Origin of the sequence: Pseudoalteromonas sp. P1-9, assembly GCF_001399975.1 — a bacterium.
Lineage (GTDB): Bacteria > Pseudomonadota > Gammaproteobacteria > Enterobacterales > Alteromonadaceae > Pseudoalteromonas.
Window position 1 is genome coordinate 1 of sequence record NZ_LKBD01000009.1, and the last position, 15,343, is coordinate 15,343.

Annotated in this window: 12 protein-coding genes, 2 pseudogenes and 1 riboswitch; of the genes and pseudogenes, 11 read left to right on the forward strand and 3 right to left on the reverse strand. The window is 40.8% G+C overall.

From position 1 onward, the window contains the following. The 5 genes and pseudogenes from AN214_RS22970 to AN214_RS07940 form a co-directional block, all read left to right on the forward strand. A pseudogene (locus AN214_RS22970) lies at window positions 1–141 on the forward strand (transposase); the annotation flags it as partial. A 649-nt stretch (window positions 142–790) separates the two neighbouring features. After that, a complete protein-coding gene (locus AN214_RS07925) occupies window positions 791–2,986 on the forward strand; it encodes a TonB-dependent receptor (protein ID WP_054979234.1) in 2,196 nt (731 codons plus the stop codon). A gap of 822 nt (window positions 2,987–3,808) precedes the next feature. Then, a complete protein-coding gene (locus AN214_RS07930) occupies window positions 3,809–5,665 on the forward strand; it encodes a S8 family peptidase (protein WP_408002956.1) in 1,857 nt (618 codons plus the stop codon). Window positions 5,666–5,855: 190 nt separating this feature from the next. Then, the gene (locus tag AN214_RS07935) at window positions 5,856–6,101 is read left to right on the forward strand and encodes a hypothetical protein (RefSeq protein ID WP_054979235.1); all 246 of its coding nucleotides are present in this window, start codon (window positions 5,856–5,858) and stop codon (window positions 6,099–6,101) included. Between the two features lie 91 nt (window positions 6,102–6,192). Beyond that, window positions 6,193–6,924 (forward strand): ABC transporter substrate-binding protein, encoded by a 732-nt coding sequence (locus AN214_RS07940; protein ID WP_152960740.1) that lies wholly within the window; start codon window positions 6,193–6,195, stop codon window positions 6,922–6,924. A gap of 128 nt (window positions 6,925–7,052) precedes the next feature. Here the strand turns inward: AN214_RS07940 and AN214_RS07945 are convergent. After that, a pseudogene (locus tag AN214_RS07945) lies at window positions 7,053–7,805 on the reverse strand (MBL fold metallo-hydrolase); the annotation flags it as partial. 25 nt (window positions 7,806–7,830) lie between these two features. Between AN214_RS07945 and AN214_RS22455 the strand changes: the two are divergent. The 3 genes from AN214_RS22455 to AN214_RS07960 all read left to right on the forward strand — a co-directional run bounded on the left by AN214_RS22455 (window position 7,831) and on the right by AN214_RS07960 (window position 9,483). Next, window positions 7,831–8,250, forward strand: a complete 420-nt coding sequence (locus AN214_RS22455; RefSeq protein ID WP_235576724.1) for a TetR/AcrR family transcriptional regulator C-terminal domain-containing protein — start codon at window positions 7,831–7,833, stop codon at window positions 8,248–8,250. A gap of 71 nt (window positions 8,251–8,321) precedes the next feature. Then, window positions 8,322–8,933: a hypothetical protein gene (locus tag AN214_RS07955; RefSeq protein WP_054979238.1), complete on the forward strand. Its 612-nt coding sequence runs from the start codon at window positions 8,322–8,324 to the stop codon at window positions 8,931–8,933. A 244-nt stretch (window positions 8,934–9,177) separates the two neighbouring features. Beyond that, window positions 9,178–9,483 (forward strand): hypothetical protein, encoded by a 306-nt coding sequence (locus tag AN214_RS07960; protein ID WP_200911123.1) that lies wholly within the window; start codon window positions 9,178–9,180, stop codon window positions 9,481–9,483. A 164-nt stretch (window positions 9,484–9,647) separates the two neighbouring features. On the opposite strand, the gene AN214_RS07965 is transcribed toward AN214_RS07960, so the two are convergent. Continuing rightward, window positions 9,648–11,138, reverse strand: a complete 1,491-nt coding sequence (locus AN214_RS07965) for a dipeptidase (RefSeq protein ID WP_054979239.1) — start codon at window positions 11,136–11,138, stop codon at window positions 9,648–9,650. A 78-nt stretch (window positions 11,139–11,216) separates the two neighbouring features. Continuing rightward, window positions 11,217–11,936, reverse strand: a complete 720-nt coding sequence (locus AN214_RS07970; protein ID WP_054979240.1) for a lipoyl protein ligase domain-containing protein — start codon at window positions 11,934–11,936, stop codon at window positions 11,217–11,219. A 132-nt stretch (window positions 11,937–12,068) separates the two neighbouring features. Further along, window positions 12,069–12,259, forward strand: a riboswitch (cobalamin riboswitch). A 185-nt stretch (window positions 12,260–12,444) separates the two neighbouring features. Here AN214_RS07970 and AN214_RS07975 point away from each other — a divergent pair. Genes AN214_RS07975 through AN214_RS07985 form a run of 3 tightly spaced genes read left to right on the forward strand, consistent with a single transcriptional unit; the run spans window position 12,445 to window position 15,239 of the window. Next, the gene (locus tag AN214_RS07975; protein ID WP_054979241.1) at window positions 12,445–13,071 is read left to right on the forward strand and encodes a hypothetical protein; all 627 of its coding nucleotides are present in this window, start codon (window positions 12,445–12,447) and stop codon (window positions 13,069–13,071) included. Beyond that, window positions 13,061–14,428 (forward strand): cobyrinate a,c-diamide synthase, encoded by a 1,368-nt coding sequence (locus AN214_RS07980; RefSeq protein WP_054979242.1) that lies wholly within the window; start codon window positions 13,061–13,063, stop codon window positions 14,426–14,428. The genes AN214_RS07975 and AN214_RS07980 overlap by 11 nt, the downstream gene beginning before the upstream one ends. Beyond that, window positions 14,421–15,239, forward strand: a complete 819-nt coding sequence (locus AN214_RS07985) for a cobalamin-binding protein (protein WP_054979243.1) — start codon at window positions 14,421–14,423, stop codon at window positions 15,237–15,239. The genes AN214_RS07980 and AN214_RS07985 overlap by 8 nt, the downstream gene beginning before the upstream one ends. Window positions 15,240–15,343 lie beyond the last annotated feature (104 nt).

Below are 15,343 nucleotides of genomic sequence, written 5' to 3' on the forward strand. Positions count from 1 at the left end.
AATTGGCTTAAGCTCACCACGCAATTTACCAAATCATTTCATGGTGCTGTTGGAAAACCAGACAATATGATTGAATATTGTGAACATCTTAAAAAGAAACGACGACCAAATATTGCTAATGCAACAGCTTTACTCGCGTAATTTTAATAATAAGTTGTAAATAAGCAAAAGTGGTGCACTTTTGCTATTCGGCGTGCGCCAAAATCGACTTTAACGCAATAAAGTCTGCAAAACGAAAGAAATCAAGATGGATAGCCCAAGAATAGGTTAGATAAATATTTTCGGTTCAACATAAGATAGTGATATTAAAGTGGGTGTCATCATAAAATTATCAGGTGTCATCATAAAATTATCATAAAATTCGTGGTTTGCATGGCGATGGCATAAACATGAAGCGGTTAGATTTGCTTTAAATTGATTGCTGTGGCGCCAATTAGCTTATTTTTCATAATCGTTTTGGCGCTATTTGCTACACAAAAAAGCATCAGTTTTATAGATAACCCATCCTAATGGCGAGAAATAATCACGAAATTTATTTAACTTTTGCGATATTTTTATGAAATAAATGCTAATATTGCTTTTTGTGTATTAATCGTTTGGTAACGCAGCTGTTAACTGTTTGATTTACCAAGATTACATATTAATTCGATATTGCAAAATAATGATGTGGTTAAAATACAACTCTTTGTTGTTGCGCAAAGTTGAAGCGAAACGATTATAAATTACCGATTAACTGTCGTGCTAATCCATTATTAGCAATTACTCGGTATGAGCAAAAAGGCGCTACTTAATGACAACATCCAATTCTTTCTTGCGTTTTAGCAAGTTAAATTCAATCACCCTTTCTTTGATTGCAGCTTCAAGCTTTGCCACTGTGGCGAATGAAGCAAACGAAACGCAAACAGCTAAAAAAGATATCGAAGCGATTACGGTAACAGCTACCAAGCGCTCTCAGGTTATTTATGAAGTGCCTATCGCGATGAGTGCGTTTAGTGGCGATAAACTAGCTGAACAAGGTATCTCTGAAATTACTGATGTAGGTAAATTTGTTCCTAACCTAAACATCACTGGTTTTTCAGCAGGTCATAACTCATCGGCTAACCCGTTTATTCGTGGTATTGGTTTACAAGACCACCTGATCACAACGGATCCTGGCGTAAGTGTTTATGTAGATGGTGTTTATTTAGGTCGCCAAGTAGGTCAAAACTGGAACCTAGCAAACATTGAGCGTATCGAGGTATTACGCGGCCCGCAGGGTACGCTTTATGGTCGTAACTCAATTGGCGGTGCGATTAATATCATTACCAAACAAGCAAACAGCGAGTCGGTTACTAAACTTTCGGCTGAAGTGGGTACGCGCGAACGTGTTAAAGGTGATGTATTTATTAACCGTGGTCTTACCGACAACTTAGCTTTTAACTTTAACGCAGGCTACAACCAACGCGGTGGCTTAGGTGAGTTTATTAATTTACCAGAAGCAAAATACGATGTAGGTGAAAACCGCGAGTTCCACGGACGTGTATCGGTTAAGTACGATGCAACCGATGATTTAAGCTTTGTGGTAACAGCTGATGCAAATGATGCAGAAGGCGGCCTTCGTCCATACACGACATTAATTGATGAAATGCCAAATGGCGCATATTACACAGGCATGCGTTTTGGCAGCCCAACACCAACGGGTCCATTACGCAACTCTGATGTAGCAGCAGACCCATACGACAACGCAACAGGCTCGATTGAAGTAACGGAAGTAACCAATAAAGCAAACGGCGTGTCACTTACCACTAATTACGACATTTCAAACGACCTTGGTGCGAAATTTATTTTAAGTAAACGCTCGTCTGAATATAAAGCGGGCCTTGATGATGACAGTACAATTTATGCACTTGATCATTACCCAGAGCGCGGTGAAGCTGACCAAACATCTGTTGAGCTACAGCTAAATGGTTATTTAGGTCAGTTTGATTTTGTATCGGGCCTATATTGGTTTGAAGAAGAAGGAAGCAACCGTCAAGGTGCTGATTCACGCTTCAATGGCGGTGCAAACTTACTTGAGCTAGACCAAACAACAACAAGTAAAGCGGTATTTGTGAATGTTGGCTACGACATGACAGACGATTTACGTGTATCGGGCGGTTTGCGCTATACCCAAGATGAAAAAGAAGCAACGGCAAACGTAGGTATTGGTCCAACGTATGCGGAAGATGATTGGAGCCAAGTAAGCTACGATTTATCGGCTAATTACACCCTTGAAAATGGCTTAAACGTGTACGGTAGCATTCAAAGTGGTTACCAAGGTGGTCAGTTCCCAGCGCGTCCTTACTGTTTATTCGGTGATGCAAGCTGCTTTGTAGCAACTGACAATATTACTGCGGTTAACTACGAAGTGGGTTTAAAAGGCCAAGTAACTAGCGACTTTAGCATGAGCATTGCGCTATTTAATACAAACTACGACGATTTACCATATCAAGTGAGTACCACATCTGAAGGTGGTTTTGATACGCGTAACTTAGTGGTGTCACAAACGTCACGCGGTATCGAGTGGGAAGGTACCGCTTATATCACTGATAACTTTAGCGTACACACTAGCTTAGGTTATATGGATGTTGACGTAGATGAGCAAGACGGTGTGAAACCTGTTGCACCACTTACACCTGATTTAACGGCGTCAATTAGCCCAAGCTATGAGTTTGCGCTGTCTGATGGGTCAATTATCAATACACGTATTGATTACTCTTACCGCAGCGACATGTATGGTGAGCCGAGCTCAGATCCAAATCGTTTAACTGAAGTTGAAGCGCGCAGCCTAGTTAACTTTACCGTGGGTTACTCTCCGGCAAATGCAAACTGGCGCGTTGACCTATATGGTCGTAACATCTTTGACGAACGTTACGATGATGCGCGTTTAAATACTGGCGATTACGTATTAGTAATTAAGAGTAATGACGCAAGCGAATTTGGTGTACGTTACTCAATGACATTCTAATTATTACGTGATTAACCTTTTGATTAGAAATATTGGTTGTGCTTACGCTGTAACGTTAACTCGGTAACAGCGCATTGCGAAAAGTATTTCTAACCCAAACCTAAGGTTACGTAAAAAGTAAAAATAAAAGGCGCTTAGGCGCCTTTTTTGTATTAATACATCAATAAATTCAGTTAACCACATCATTTAGCTGCGTTGTTTAAATAAGCCGCTTTCGCTTTTATAACAAGCAAAAAACAACAGGCATGGATCAGTCAAAAGCAACAAGGTCTACAGTTACCTACTTTTTGTGATTTGAATAATGTGTGAGTGAATATAAGGAGTTATAAACTAAAGCTCATGTTTACTTGCTTGAATACATAAACACGCATATGAAATGACGAATAAATTAATTTACATTTTGTTTACATGTAAATTTTAATTGATTTGTAAAAAGCGAGTGCTGCATATCGCAATATAAATGTGGTTTTCAACTTGATCCGTAATGTAAGGCAAAATCGGGGTTTTTAGTTAACCTTACTGCATCGTAAATTTATAAAGCAAAAGGTATTGTTTTTTAAGTTTTTTCACTCATTCTTTTTTATTATTTTAGCTTCTCGGTTACAAACTTTTACAAAGCATAAACTATTTAGAAATAATTACCATTTAGATTTTTATATCTAATATTTGTGATTAGTAATCTTATTTAAGTATAAATAATTCATCATTTAACGCCCTTTTATCGGTACAAATGTTAACAGAATGAAAATGAAACTTTAATGTGTTTATTTTTTGAGCTAGGTTTTTTAGCAGTACTTAACCCCAAAGCAACAAGGAAACGTCATGTTTAAATATTCAAAAACAATGTTACTCATAGCAACCGTATGTTCTGCTAATTTTGCCCATGCAAATAGCGATAAGTTGATTCAAGTAAATGCCAGTAAACAAGTACCTAATAAATATATTGTGGTATTTAAAAATGCTCCAACTAGTTTGGCGAACTTTGGTATCGCGGAGCAAGCTAAAGAAAATGTCGATAGAATCCGTGGTAAATATGGTGTCAAAGCTAATAAAGTGTTTGGTAATACCCTAAACGGCGCACAGTATACGTTGTCGAAAGGTCAGCTAAAACAGCTATTAAAAGAAGATCTCGTTCAATTTATCGAACCTGAGCAAATCATCTCGGTTGACCCAATAGTATCTAGCAATGCAAACCAATCAAATGCGATTTGGGGTTTAGATCGCATTGATCAGCGTGATTTACCATTGGATAGCAATTATTCATACAACTTTGATGGCTCAGGTGTGACTGCTTACGTAATTGACACCGGTGTTCGTAATACTCATAACGAATTTGGTAACCGTGCAAGCAGTGGTTGGGACTTTGTAGATAATGACTCGGATGCATCTGACTGTAATGGTCATGGTACTCACGTAGCTGGCACCATTGGTGGTCAAAACTATGGTGTTGCGAAGAACGTTAACATTGTAGGTGTTCGCGTACTTGGCTGTAACGGTTCTGGCAGTACGTCGGGTGTTATTGATGGTATTAACTGGGTGAAAAACAACGCTAGTGGCCCGTCGGTTGCGAATATGAGTTTAGGTGGCGGGGCATCATCGGCAATTGACCAAGCGGTTGAGGCGGCGGTGGCTTCGGGCGTGAGCTTTGTGGTTGCAGCGGGCAATGATAACAGCAATGCCTGTAACTATTCGCCTGCACGTGCAACAACGGCGATTACTGTTGGCTCGACTACGTCGAGTGATAGTCGTTCAAGTTTCTCAAACTATGGCACATGCTTAGATATTTATGCGCCGGGTTCGAGTATCAAATCCGCTTGGTATAACTCAGACTCATCTGAAAATACTATCAGTGGTACATCAATGGCATCACCGCATGTTGCGGGTGTAGTGGCACTTTATCTTGATGAAGACAATAGCTTAACGCCAGCACAAATCGACAGTAAACTCTCAGCTGGTGCTAGCAAAAACAAAGTATCGGATGCTAAATCGGGTTCACCTAACGAGTTGTTATATGCGCTTGAAGGCACAGTCGACCCAGAGCCGCCTGTTGTGACAGAATTGATTAAAGATCAAGCCATATCGGCTGCAGGTGCTGCGGGCAGTGAAACCAGCTATTTTGTTGACGTGCCAGCGGGACAATCGAGTTTATCTATTTCACTTTCGGGTGGTCAGGGCGATGCAGATCTCTATGTGAAACAAGGCTCAGCTGCCACCACAGGTAACTATGATTGTCGTCCTTATAAAAACGGTAATAATGAAAGTTGTGAGTTTAATACCCCAGCGGCTGGCAAATATTACGTGATGCTTCAAGGTTACTCGGCATATTCAGGCGCAAGTTTAGTCGCCACGTATAGTGCTGATGGTGGTTGTACGGATTGCTTAGATAACGGTGTACCGATGGCAAACTTATCGGGCGATGCCAACAGCCAAGTGTTCTTTAAAATTGAAGTGCCGGCAAACCAAACACTTACGGTAACCACAGCAGATGGTAGCGGCGATGTGGATCTGTACGTGAAAAAAGGTGCTCAACCGACGACAACCGATTATGAATGTCGTCCTTATCGCTGGGGCAATAATGAGTCATGTAGTTTAAGCAGTGGTGCAACGGGTGGCACCTACCACATCTTACTTAACGCTTACTCTGCTTACGCAGGTGTTACGCTAACAGCAAGTTATTAAACATTAAGTTCTCTGAAGTTAAGCCAGCGTTTTCGCTGGCTTTTTTATGAGCTGACGTTTCAGGTGACGACACTGTAGCTGGTTTGTGTTTATCGGAGTATGTGAAATAAATAGTTGTTTATATTGTAATTAGCGCTATACCTTGCCAGTATAATTCTCTTCACATTAACACGTTACTGTATGGATGCAGATGCCACAGCTTATTCAAAACGCAAAAGCGCCAACACTCGGCTGGGTGATTATCATTATGTTGCTTTTTCTCCTTCCCACTATTTTTTATATTGAAAGCGGCGCTATTCCTGCGGGGCGTAGCGGTGAGGCAATTTTACGAGAAGAGTCTCCAGTGTCATTTTGGTTCCATATAATTGGTGCGAATACAATTTGGCTATTTATGCTTTATCTTTATATAAAAGCACGTAAAAAATCGTATATCTAAATCATCTCAGCTTGCCAATAAAGGCGATTAGGGTTACTGTTTTGTACCTATTTTGGTTTTTATGGCTCAGGCGTGTTAGCTTGATAAAAATGTGACCACTTCTTTAAAACTGATAGCGTGTATATTGATTGCCATGTGCTTGTTGGCTATGCCATGCCAAGCAAAAACGGTGAGTGTTGCTATCGGCGAATATCCGCCTTATTCAACCCGTGCCAAAGGCGAGTTTAATTTTGTACCTGCGGTTATTCGCGCCGCATTTCAAACACAAGGTTATCGCGTAAAATTTAGTTATTTCCCGTGGGGACGCAGTTTTGTAGAAGTGCAAAAAGGTCATTTCGATGTTGCTGCCTATTGGTTTTGTACCGAGGAAAAACAACAGGAATTTTATTGTAGTGAACCACTTTACACCGAAACTACCTACTTTTTTTACAACACCAATAAGCCGCTGTTGGATTGGCAAGACATTGATGATTTGGCAGGCAAGTTAATTGGCGTTACAACCGGCTATAGCTATACCAAGGAATTATTAGCAGCGGGAAATGAATCAAAGCTCTCACTCGATTGGGCAAATACCGATAAACAAAATTTAGCGCGATTAATAAAAGGGCGTATTGATGCTTTTCCAATGTCGCTTATTCCCGCTAACTACATGTTGAAAAGAGAGTTTTCTAAGCGTCAACGTAAGCGGCTAGCCTATCGCAAAAAACCGCTGCGCAGCGACACTACACATTTACTGTTTAAAAAAGATCGCGAAGCGTCAAGTGAGTATCTAAACGCATTTAATAAAGGCTTGACTGAAATAAAACGAAATGGGGTTTTTTAGAAGTTAGTCAGTCAATTGCCGTCAAACAGCAAACAATCAACCGACAAACAGGGTATAAATTAAACGCTATTTATCGCTGTTTGTTATTTAAGCGCGCAGTGCGCCCTTAAATAACAAAACATCATAGTTTAGTTCGTTGCAACGAGAGTCGTAGGCGTGCCAGATGGCATATAATCTTGCCACCATGCATGTGTATTTGCCGCTTGTCCGAGCTGCTGAATTTCACCCACTATTGGCGTATTTAAACTAACAGCATGCTGTGTTGCTTGGGTTAAGATCCGCTCAAGTGGTTCGTACCATGCGTGAAACGCTAAATCGAATGTGCCATTATGAATAGGCGTCATTATCTTGCCGTTTAAATCAAGGTGCGCTTGCAGACTTTGCTCTGGTGTCATGTGCACATCTGGCCAGTCTTTATCGTAGGCACCGGTTTCAATAAAGGTCATATCAAATGGGCCATAGCGCTCGCCAATGTCTTTAAAGCCAGAGAAATAACCGGAGTCACCGCTAAAATATAAGGTTTTAGCGTTAGCCGAAATTACCCAAGAACCCCATAAGCTTTTGTTGCCATCATTCAGTGCTCTGCCTGAAAAATGCTTAGTGGGCGTAAAAGCAACAAAACCGCGTGTCGTTGCTAACTCTTGCCACCAATCAAACTCTTTTACTTTTGTTGGGCTGATCCCCCATATTGTCAAGTCGCCAGCAACCCCCATCGGCACTAAAAATTGTTTAGTTTTATCTGCAAGCAGTTTTACACTGTGTTTATCGAGATGATCATAATGATTATGGGAAATTAGCACCTTATCGATAGGAGGAAGCGCTTCTATCGAAATGGGGGTTGGGTGAAAACGCTTTGGTCCCATAAGTGTAAAGGGTGATGCGCTTTTTTACGCCATTATTGAACGTATGATGGGGAAACTTAATAATATACAAACAGTTGTATTTGATGAAAATAAGCCGCTCAAAGCCCAGCTTTTAACTATCGCGGAGCATGAAGTGTCGTTGTTTCGCTCCGACAATTTTTTACGTGTTGCTAAAATTGCTTTTTTACAAATGTTGCAAGCCCCCGAATTTGCTAAACAAATGAGCGCCAATTCAATTGGCTGTATGACGTATTTAGAACAGTTTTTAACTGATGCAGCTTCAGCAAATAAAATGCAGGTTGATGATAAAGAACTTGCAGCCAAGCAGTTTGTTTATCAGTTGAAATCTCATATTTTTTATCCACGTTTATACGGTTTCGATGTACCCAATGAACAACAAGAAGCCTATTTAATTGAACAAACGGTCGAACTGTTTTTAGCGCGCTATGGCTGTGGGCAATAACGCTGTTACTACACAATTACAAAACTTATCTATACTTTCTGGATATTGATTTAATAAACAAACTGGGTTTTATGCGTTTTGTTGTTTGTATAATCTGCCTTATCTCTTTGTTAGGTGCATTACCTGCAAAGGCCGAACAAATCACTGTTGCAGCGGCGCATTGGCGTGAGTTTTCAGAGCCGGAAGGAGAGGGCATTTACCTCGAGCTGATTAAGCAAACTTTTGCAGACAAGCAGTTAAAATTTGATGTTGGTAGCTATGCGCGTGCCAAACGCTTGTTTAAAAATCAAAAAGCTGATGTGTTAGTGGGTGTCTACAAAAATGATAAAACGTTGCTAGGCGACGTGACTTATCCAAAATATTATTTAGATATGGAATTCCCAATCATTGCTATCTACAACCCGCGCACAACAAAACTCCGTCACAGTGAAGATTTTAAAAACTTAACCGTTGGCTGGTTTGAAGAATACGCTTACAACCGTTATGTGCCAGAACATGCGCAGAGCTACCGTTTTACCGATATTCACAAAGCGCTCGTGTTATTGGAATCAGGTAAAGTAGATGTCGTAGTTGACCATATTTATAACTTAACGGAACGGCAAAAACGGATGTTCGAAACCCTCGAGTTACAGGGAAAAACGCCAATTTGGTTGGTTTTTCATGATAATGAGCGAGGACGCTAACTCAAAAATCAATTTGAGTTAGTGTTTGAGAAGCTTTATCACTCAAAGAAGCTGGCAGAGGTGTTTGGTGAGCATTATGAGCATGCTAACTTCCCGAGCCTGTTTTTCAATAAATAACGCGAAAAGTAATCCAACTTAATGGCAACACCATATAACTAACCTGAAGTCTGATTATGAAGTTAACCAACTATTTATAATCCCGAGTTTATGTCTTTTACTTAAGGTTAATTAAGAGAAGTAATACGTGTCATTAAGTCGCCCTCGTAAGGAAAAGCAACATCCGCAACAGCTGCAATATTTAAAAGCGGTGATTGCCGCGCTGCAAGCTGATCCCGAAAAACTAAATATCGTAAAGCAAAATATTGCGCATTATCAAAACCAAGCATTTTTAAAACGTGGTTTTTTGCGCGCACTGGAACGAATGGAATGGCTTTTTGAAGCAAATCTAACCATTGATGAGTTTTGCCAACAAATAATGGCAGATGATTACATTGGTAACCGCATAAGACGTTACCCATTAATCTTTAAAGGGGTATTAGATAAGGCGTAAATACGAGTGGTATTTGGGTATCAAGGTTATCCCCAGAAATGGTGTGTAAGTCTGTTTAAAAGTGCTACTTTTTAAGTGCAATCAAGGTACTAAGGAACGTCATACTTTTGTCACAAAGCATAACGTTGCCTCATTATAAATTATGGTTGTTCTAAATTGGCCGTTTACATATTGCCAAGTTTCACCATCATTGCGGTATACATTTTTAAGTTAAGCGCCATTTGCTCTGGTGTTAAATACTCGTGCTCAGAATGACCTGTATATTTTTTACCTGGCATTGACGGGCCAAACGACACGGCGTTATCAAATAGCTTAGCATTAGTGCCCCCACCAATTGAAACAAAGCTTGCATCTTCATCGCCAGTAAAATGCTTAAAGATGTCTAAAAGCGCTTGGGCGTGCGGTGCATCATCAAGCAGCATAGGCGTGCCAATATGAATTTCCACATTGTTTAACGTCACATTGTTGTTAGCTTGCCAATTGTTAAGCGCGGTATCAATTTGTGATTTTAATAGCGATTCTGTTTTACCAACTGGGCGGCGTAAATTAACCGATAATTTAAGACCCTCTTCGCTGCGTTGTAGTAGTGTTGGCGCGACAGTCATTGGCCCCATAAAATCGTGTCGGTAGGCAATGTCACCAAATTGTGCGCCGTATAAGTCAAGGCCGATAAGTTGATTAATAAATTCAATGGCCTGACCGTCGCTGTTATTCTCTAGATCAATACCTTTGAACACTTCTGCCAAGTGAGCGATGGCATTGTGCCCTGCTTCTGGCTCAGAAGAGTGCGCTGACTCCCCTTTAACACTGACAAGCACGTTATCGCCTTTTGTCGTAAGTGTTACTTGCACATGTTTTAGCGAATTTATGTTTTGCTTAAGTATGTTAAGCGCTTTCGCATCCGCATTATGAAGTACCACACTGGCATCTTCAGGTATTTGGCTAACAAATGCACCGCCTTTTAATTCGCTAACATAAACACCGGTTTGTGGTGATGAACCTGTAAATGCTGGGGCAACTAAGCTCCAGCCTTTTTCGGCAACAACCACAGGGTAAGAAGCGTCAATGGTCACAGCATATTTTGGCTGCTGATAGCGTTTCATAAAGTGTTTTAGTGGTTCCCAATCTGATTCTTCAGCAAGGTATACCATCAGTTCGATACGATTATTAAGCGTAACGTTATTATCTTTTAGTGCTTTCATGGCATAGAGCGCGGTAGCAATTGCGCCCTTGTCGTCTTCGGTGCCACGGCCAATTAACTTACCTGGCTCAGAGGTGCTATCGAGTACAAATGGGCTCTGCTGCCATTTTGTCGGATCTGCCGGTTGCACATCACCATGGGTCACTATGGTTACTTTGTCTTGTTGCTCACCCATGCCAATTAATACGGTATGGCCAAAATCTTGATAATCAAAACCAAGCTCCGCCGCTTTAATTTTTAATAGCGATTTAAAGCCAATAAAATCCGGATTTTGCGGTGTGTCGATGTCTTTCTTATTAACGGTGGGAAACGACACCATGTTGGCTAACGTATGTATTTGCGCATTTTGGTATTCGGCTACGGCGTATTTTGCCAACTCATCGGTTGATGGGCTAACAGATGCAAACGCATGGCTTGCCAGTAACGCGGCGCATGGAAGAAGAGCGAATTTCAAGGGAGCACTCCAAGGTAATTAAAGGTGAAATAAGTCCCAAGTGTAACACCGCTGAATACTAAAAAAAGGGTTTTACGGTCAGCTCGATTTATGTTTTTGATGATTTATAAAACTGGTAAATATGCGCTGAAATAATTCGTCGATATCGGGTCGCTCTTGGGTGTGTTCAAACAAGCTGGTATGCACATCGGCTATTGCACGATCATCTTGCTGATGATGTTCGTAACATAAATTTACAGGTGCAACTAAGGTTGGCACATTTACATTTACTAAAATGCAGGCCTGCGCCAGTACAATTTTACAACCGCCTTTTTTTAGTAATACACGCTGGGCTGTGCCGACGATTTTCTTACTTTTAATATTAAGATTGTAATCACCATCGCAATAGCTACCAGGGGTGGCGTGGGTTTCAACCTTAATATTAAACAGCTCAAAAAACGAAGATAAAATAGCGCAAAAGTCTTTGTATGCGTTTGGAATAGAGTAGGGAATATGTTCTTCTAACACATAGATATAAGATACATTAATTACCCCATCACATTGTGGCACAGGAGCGCCGCCAGTTTTGCGGGCGTATAGTTGCCAACCGGTTTTCTTTAGCTTTGTTTCGAGCGCTTCAGTTTTTTGCCACTTATTACCTGACGGTAAAACCAAAGTTGGCTTATCGCTTTGCCAAAGTAACAGTGCTTGGTCTAAATTGCCGTTTTGCAGTTGCTTAATTAATTCATTTTCTTTTTCAAAAACCGCTTCAACTGAGATTTGGTTGAAACGAAGTACTTTGGCTTTTACTTTTGACATTGCTAATTAAAGATTAACTTTTTGCTTAGCATACCGCAGTTTGTAATTTTTGGCAGTGCCTCGTTATATCAACAAACAAAAAGTTTTAATAAGAATAATGTCTTAGCTTGATTTAACAATGCTAGCTGACATATATTTGCGTTGTAATTAGGTGACTATTGTTTTTTTATAAACAATGTTTAAACGGGAATCCAGTTAAAATCTGGAACTGCCCCCGCAACGGTAACTGTGAGCGACAACCACCACTGTCTGGTTATGATGGGAAGGTGCTGTCAAAGCGATGATCAGGAGTCCGGAGACCGGCCTAGTTAACTCAAGTACTGCGGTGGGCGGTGAGCAACGAGAACACAATCGCTTTTATATCAATTACAGTAATTTGTGGCCGCGATAATGGATCATCTAATTACCTGAACCTGATATTGTTATTCCTTGCTTTAACAGGCAAAGGCGTGTGCCTTGTATCTTGTCATTTCCTATCGCATCAATTCTAGTATGCGGAAACATTATAATGACAGATCGTTCAAGTTTATTTACCCCAATCAAAGTGCAGCAATTCTCCTTGCTGATTTACGCGTTGTTAGCGCTATTGATGATAGCCACCCGCCCGTATCATTTTGCGTCTGCACTCCATTTACCAAGTGCCAGTACAGCAATTTTCTTTATTTTAGGTTTGCTGGCGTCCAAGCACCGTACTTTAGCCGTATTTGTAGTACTAAGTGTATCGATTGATTTAACCAGCAGCTATTATCGCGGTGATTTTGGCGATTGTATTACGCGTTCATACCCATTTATATTTGTTGGCTACTATGTGCTGTGGTGGGCGGGTCATAAAAGCTTGCAACTAAAGCTCGATGAAACAAAGTTTGCGGTTGCAGCAAAAACGGTAATGACACTGGTTAACTTATGGCTTGCAAGCTCAATTGCATTTTTAACCTCAAACGCGAGCTATTATTGGCTATCAGGTAAATTTAGCGATATGTCCTTAGGTACTTACTCAGAGCGTGTAGCACAGTATTACGCGCCATATGTTACGAGCCCGTTTGGCTACGTGGCGATTGCGTTGGCATTGTACCTTGCGTGTTATTACTTAAAACCACACACCAGCATTTTTAAAACAACTCATCATGGCCGTTAATTCACCGGTATTTTGCCCAGCACTTGTAATTAGTGCACCAAATTCGGGGGCGGGCAAAACCACATTAACAGCCGCCATGGCACGCTATTTTACTAATATGGGCAAAACGGTTCAGGTATTTAAAACTGGGCCCGATTTTATTGATCCCATGATTTTAGAAGCGGCATCAAACCGTCCTGTATATCAATTGGATCTGTGGATGGCGGGTGAAAGTGAATGTCAGCGCATGCTTTACCAAGCAGCTATCGTTGCAGACCTTATTTTGATTGAAGGCGTAATGGGGCTGTTTGATGGCACACCAAATACTGCCGATTTAAGTGACCTATTTGGTATTCCGATTTTGGCGGTGATTGATGGCTCAGCCATGGCGCAAAGTTTTGGTGCCTTGGTTCATGGCTTAGTAAATTACCAACCAAGCCTTAACTTTTACGGTGTGATAGCCAATAAAATTGCCGGTCAAGGACATGGCGAAATGGTTTTGCAATCCATAAACGAAAAGGCATTAACGCAAGACTATTTTTTACGAAATTCCCATATTAGTTTGCCTGAGCGTCACCTTGGCATTATGCAAGCAGGTGAGTTACAAAATATCGACGTGTATTTAGAACAAGCCGCACAGCAATTTGCTAACTCACACTTTAATCAACTACCCAAAGATGTGGTGTTTTGGCCCTCAAAAGAGGGAGATGATGCAAAGCAATACGCAGATTTTAAACGTGCTAAACCACTTAAAGGGCAACGTATTTTGGTTGCCAAAGACAATGCGTTTTCGTTTTTATATCGTGCCAATTTGGCGATGTTGGCAGATTTTGGCGCAGAGTTAAGCTACATTTCACCATTAAAGGATAAAACCTTGCCCAAGGGTGATGCGCTCTATATTCCAGGTGGGTATCCTGAGCTTTATGCTCGGCAATTAAGCCAAAATAATGCATTTAAACAAGCCGTAAAACAGTTTGCAAAAAGCAACAATCCGGTCTTAGCGGAGTGTGGCGGTATGCTCTACTTATTGGATGAATTAATAAGTGAAAACACACACTTCACTATGTGTGGCGTGTTAAATGGCAAAGCCACAATGAATAAAACCCTCTCTAGTATTGGTCAACAGTATGTCGATTTAAGCGCTGTTTATCCAAATATTGCTGAACCTTGTGAATTGCGAGGGCACAGCTTTCATTATTCTAGCGCCGAAATTAACCTCACCGCTTTAGCGTATTCACAGTTTTACCCGCGTCACACGCAAGCTGAGGCAATTTATGCGTGTGACAAAATACTTGCATCTTATATGCATTGGTATTTTCCTAGCAATATGGCCTTTTTTGTTGCGTTTTTTAATGGAGAAGTAACACGGGATGAGTGATTTCAAAACAGCAAAATGGCCTGAGCGCATAATTTGTTTAACGGAAGAAACCACAGAAGCGCTTTATTTAATGGGTGAGCAACACCGTATTGTTGGCATCTCTGCTTATACTGTGCGCCCCGAAAGAGCCAAACGTGAAAAGCCTAAAGTTTCGGCGTTTGTAAGCGCTCGTATCGATAAAATTATGTCGTTAGAGCCCGATTTAGTGTTGGCGTTTTCTGATCTTCAAGCTGACATTGTGCGTGATTTAATAAAACAAGGCGTCAATGTACACTGTTTTAATCACCGCAGTATTCAAGAGGTGTTGCAAATGATCCGAACGCTGTCGGCATTAATTGGCGAGCCTCAAAAAGGCGAAAAACTAGTTAACCAATTGGTGAATAATCTAAACACGATTAAAGCAGGTGCAGCTCAGCTTACAGTAAAACCTAAGGTGTATTTTGAAGAGTGGTTTGATCCACTTATTACTGGCATTACTTGGGTCAGTGAATTGGTAGAAATCGCCGGTGGCATTGATTGTTACAAGGAATTTGCCAGTGAAAGCCTTGCCAAAAATCGCATTATTAAAGACCCATGCGACGTAATCGAAAAAGCGCCGGATATTATTTTTGCAGCTTGGTGTGGTCGCCCTTTTGTGCCTGAGAAAATGTTATCGCGCGACGGCTGGCAAACCATTCCAGCAGTTATAAACAAACATGTTTATGAAATTAATTCGAGCGATATTCTGCAGCCAGGTCCGGCCGCGCTAACGGATGGCATAAATCAAATTCATCGTATTATTAAAAACTGGAGCACACAGCACTCAACTTAATTTTTAGTATCTGGCATGTATTTAGCAACTTAGCTTTGTATTCACGTTTTTTCGGTTTTAAACACGAAAAACGCCTAATAAGAGTGCAACCTTGCACTAAAAGG